At 33.8% G+C, this 5212-nt stretch carries 3 protein-coding genes and 1 pseudogene; 3 read left to right on the forward strand and 1 reads right to left on the reverse strand.

The features are described from left to right. Positions 1–95 (reverse strand): annotated as a pseudogene (locus tag T538_RS18215) (transposase); the annotation flags it as partial. Between the two features lie 139 nt (positions 96–234). Between T538_RS18215 and T538_RS0113580 the strand changes: the two are divergent. From T538_RS0113580 to T538_RS0113590, 3 genes are read left to right on the forward strand one after another with little or no spacing between them, the layout of a single operon-like run. After that, complete coding sequence (locus T538_RS0113580; protein ID WP_031541412.1) at positions 235–1983, forward strand: hypothetical protein; 1749 nt, start codon at positions 235–237, stop codon at positions 1981–1983. 35 nt (positions 1984–2018) lie between these two features. After that, entirely contained in the window at positions 2019–3017 is a 999-nt protein-coding gene (locus T538_RS0113585; RefSeq protein WP_155993233.1) for a T9SS type A sorting domain-containing protein, read from the forward strand. Then, positions 3017–5017 (forward strand): hypothetical protein, encoded by a 2001-nt coding sequence (locus tag T538_RS0113590; protein ID WP_031534540.1) that lies wholly within the window; start codon positions 3017–3019, stop codon positions 5015–5017. Before T538_RS0113585 ends, T538_RS0113590 begins: the two co-directional genes overlap by 1 nt. The last annotated feature ends 195 nt before the right edge of the window (positions 5018–5212 follow it).

Raw genomic sequence — 5212 nt, forward strand, 5'->3', positions numbered from 1 at the left:
CGCTGCTTAATCCATTTGAAGAAACATTCCACCTGCCAGCGTTCTCTATAGAGCTCTGCAATGGTCAGGTAGGAGTGAGTGAAATCGTTTGTCAAATTTCTGCCTCTTGCAATACGATTTGCAAAAGTACAAAATCAAATCTCGAAAAAATAATATTCGCGTAACTCATTGAAAATAACTAATTTAAATTATGTCTAAGAAATTTTCTTTGGACAGCAGTGAAAAACAATGTATATGAATAAACAACTTATTCTATTTGCAATCTTCTTGCTAACACTTTTGTGTACACAAGAAATGCAGTCGCAAACAATAGTCACTTTAGACTATATAGATTGTTTCCAAGCAAACGTAGACAGTGTTGCTTCTTCAAAGCCAATCTTGTCTAAAAAAGTAAGAAGTAGTAACAAAACTGCGCTATCGTTTGTTTTGAACTATGACGAATCGATTCCTGATTCCATTTCGAAAAGCCTAGAAGTAGCAACAGATATTTGGAGGAATTCTTTAAACACTAATTCGGATTATAAAATTAGAATAAGTCTCGTGTTGGGTGATCTTCCTGATGGTGTGGATGTGAAGACATCTGTCAGCTATGTTCCGTATAATAACATTTACTACCCTACAAGTTTGTATTGCTCTTATATTCAGAGCCTTCCTGATACCCAGAAACCTGACGCCGTAATAACAATAAACAAGAATGTTAATTGGTATTGTGGGTATAACACTAACAGCACTACAGAATATAACCTTACATATGCTTTTCTTAGAAGTATTGCTGTTGTCTTAGGGTTTGGAAGTAGTATACATCAAACTACAATACGTGGAAATGAAATAGTTCGTTTCAACAACACATATCCTTCTCTTTTTGATAGTTTTCTTGAGTCAACTAATGGAGCGATTTTAGCTGATTATAAAAATACGGGAACAAGACAAAACCCTGACATTCTCAAGTTTGCGACAGGACAATTTGGTGATGTGTATATTTCTGGTTTTGAGAATGACTCTGTATATAGAATGTATACACCTAGTATGTATGAGAGCGGTAGGTCTTTGATTTATTTGAATAATTCAAATACGCTGATGCATTATAATTTGAATAAATTAGATGCAATATTGCAAATTGACACCTTAACAGCAAATGTACTAAACAAATTGGGTTGGAATGTAAATGCCACTCAGGTTGAAAACTTCACAATAATTGGAGTTGATATTCCAGAAACAGGCATAACGTCAGCTTACTCAACGCATTCTTTTAATTTAGAGGGTAATGGAAAACAATACATAAATAACAGAAAATGGACTTTTTTACTCCCGTCTTCTGATGGAAGTGATACCGTCGTAAAGGAAACATATGGAGACTTGAACTTTTCTATTGACCCATTAAATTTTCCCAATGACTATCATGTCAATATCAACGGAGATATTTATGGAAAGATAATATTTACAGGAGAAATAAATGGAAAACATGTAAGAATTGTTTATAATATAACTCTTGAACTCATTCCTGAAATTTCGGCTGTTAATTTTGCCAGAAACCCTAATTCTGGATATGATTCATATGATGTCATTTGCAAAGTTGACTACAAAGGGGCTGATTATCTATATGTTTCTTTAGAGGAGGAATACAGTTCGTTACTCAGGAGCCAATTTGTAAGAGAACCTTATTATGCACATTTCTCATGCAAGAATGTTTCATCGAATTATTATGCTTGGATTGATATAACTGTGGAGAATCAGTATGGGAGTGACTTATACACAATAGAGTTACCACCACTTCAAAATAATACGAACAGGGAATTGCAATACAAAAAAGGCATAAAAAAAGCTATTGATGGATTTTCTTCCATTAAAATATACGATATTCATGGTTTTTATATAAAGACAGTTAAAAATATCGGAGAAACCGTTGGGTTGCCTTCAGGCAAGTATATTCTCAATTATTATACAGGAGATACTCTTATCAAAACTTCAAAACTTTTAAAATGAGAATTTGGTTGTTTATAACATTTCTTATGTCCACAATGATGTCTAGTGCTCAGGTGCTGGACAAAGTAATTGTTGTCAACAACAGTTACGAAGTAATGACAGAACACACATTTGTTGATGGCGATTCTCTGAAATTTAGCGTAATATGTGATGATGTTGTAAACCATAATTTTGAATGGGAAGCTTGTATTGAAATACAAGACAACAGTTTTATGTCGCTAATTAAAAGACATGTTACCAGCAACAGTTTTGGCTTCTCTGTATCTCCGTCTTTGTTTACGCAAAGTAACATAAAACGCATTGAATTCCAAAATGATTCATGCATATATTATCATACTAAAGTGTTTTTATACGAAGACGCGGTTGTATTAGATAGCCTATCACTGCATATTAATGTGTTGCCATCCAAGCCCAAATTTGTCAGATTGTCTCTCGATGGTATTTTCGATTATGAAGATTGTTGCTATAATGAGTTAGCAGAACTACGTGTGTCTTTCACCTCAAATTCAATGGATCAGTGTTACTTGGCACAGATTAGAAGCACTGAGGATAGCTTATATTTAAATCAGATTCCGAATCATTATGTGTTGACATATATTCTTGTAACAAGTGTAGAAGAAGCTTACTATCATTCAATCCAATATAAAAATGCAGATTGGGGTCAATTTTACCAAATAATTAGTCAAAACAAATACGGAAGTGTTGTTTCGGAAGAGATAATTCAAACCACAGATTTAATTGAAGATATCAGTATTCGAGATGCAGTTGAACATTATTACACACCAACATTTATAAAGAATGTGCATCCTGAGACATTGGCTCGTTGTATTTCATATAAGAATGGAGTCCTATATAAAACTGGAAGTGAGGGATCTGTTTTTTCTATAAGTATATACGATTCAAAAGGACAACAGGTCATATCCTCTTTAATTTCAGATCTTTTGGACATCTCTTTTTTGCCTAAAGGCATATATGTAATTAAATGTATCGATATAAATAAAGATAGCGAAATCACATTTAAAATGTCAATATAATGAAAAAAGTTTTACTCTTGTTGTTGCAAACATTATTAACGGCATCAATGTTTGCACAAAATTACACAGAGACAGAGTCTTATGCTGTTGATGAGTACATTGAAAAATGTACTGACATTCCCGTTGTACGCCAAATTAATGGAGGCACAGTATTTAATGTTACTTATGAGCCAGAAGAACTTTGGGATAACTCGATGAAGGGTGCATTCGAATATGCATGTAAGATTTGGGAAGAGCAATTGCCCAATTCGTTGCCAATAAATATCCATGTTAAAATAGCCAATATAAGAGGAAGTAACTACAGCCAGAACTTGCTTTCCAAAGTTAGTTCTACCACGTACGATTATTCCTACAACGAGTCTGTGCTGTCAAGTCGAATTAAATATGTTCTCTTGGCTGAATACAATAGTGGTCATAATGTAACGTATGTTGATAGTATTAATAATGAGGATTTTTTTAGCAAACCCGATATAACCATAACATACAATAAGAACAAGTTGAATGATTTCTCATTTTCATTGGATAACACACCTGTTGCAAAATATGATTTTGTAACGGTTGCTCTTCGTGACATTGCCAGAGGATTAGGTTTTTCGTTTAATTTGACAGCAAATTCAAATACACAAACCTTTGATAATACGAATAGATCGTTGACCTATTATGAGAATATCGTTCGACAAGCAATTGGAGGAAACAATTCTTCTGAAGCATACACTAATGCTACTCAAGGAACACTTAATCTTTCCGTTAATTATTACAACAATACTCTAAGTTTGTATGCGCCTTCTGTTTGGATTAACGGTATTTCATTGAACTATTTGATACCAGAGGAATCCAAGAATTTTACAGAACTTCTTTCATACAACTTTGGCAGAGGAAGTGTTTCTAGGAACATTGTAGATAATTATAACACAATATTCTACGATTTTCAAGGTTGGCAAAAATATAACCTAACAGTGGGCTATAACCCTGTATCCGCAAGTTCCACCGGATCTTCTAATAATTTAATAGCTTATAATGGCAGTATATCACTTAATACAAATTCTAATAAAACAAATATAAGCAGTAACGAAGACCTAAGCACTCTACAAAGTGTCTCCAAGAAAATTAATTTAACAATGGACGCTGGAGACTTTGATTTGAGTTCTTACCTGTTTCCTTATAATTACATGTACCCTGATAATAATGGGAACGGTGCATGGCTTATTTCTTTATTAAAAAAAGACGGAACGTGGGAATTGGTATACAGACAGTCTGCAGGCTTATTTAATTTTCCTTTACAGACAAGTATGTCTGAATGGAATATCAGTTCTAATCATGAACAATATGCAAGAACGTGTGATGGATATTTACGATGCAGAATTACTCGTTATAAACAACTTTATGACAACCTATATCGAAGACCTTACTATGATATAGCCAATTATTATTACGTGTTGGATTACTTGCCCCAGCAGGTAAAAATGAGTTACACCCCTGAAAATCAAGTTTTGCAAACAAGGATAATGTCATCTTCAAACGATGAATATACACAAGATATAAAAATCTTCATTAAAGATACAGAGGGGACTAACCGTGTAATAGTTGAGCAACTTGACGAGGGAAATGATTTGCCCATAAGATATGAAGTGACAGACTTTAAAAAAGGCTATTTCGTTGCAACTGTAGATAAAGAATTGTTTACTGAATTTGTCGTGTACTCATACAACAATAATGGAAGTACCGTAAGTGAAACACTTGTTGTTGATCCATTAGTTCCATATGACTTTTCTATTCATTTATCTAGTGACAAAATCGTAGTCAACGGAAATACTCGAAGCGGTTCCCGGCTTTTTGATTATAATATATATACGTCTTCAACAACAACGCTACAGCATGTAAAAAAAGGCGTTATCAGCACTACCAATCCTGTAATACAAATCAGTGACTTAAGTAAAGGGGCTTATATTTTAGATGTAAGATCTGGTAATAAGCAAAAGTCGGTCAAGTTTGTCAAGTAAAGAAGAGCGTGAAGCTTTGACTTCACGCTCTTTTCTGAATTTGACTTTCTGTTGAAATGATGACACAATGTGGAGTTTTAAGTATGTATAATTATGAATTCACTACTGTCCAAAGAAATTTTCCCATAAGGTTAGCTGACCATCATCGGAGTCATTCTGAAGACGTTTGGGTTTAACAAATAGCTCGCCTAAGGG

The sequence above is a fragment of the Bacteroides sp. Ga6A2 genome, from assembly GCF_000702225.1.
Lineage (GTDB): Bacteria > Bacteroidota > Bacteroidia > Bacteroidales > Bacteroidaceae > Ga6A1.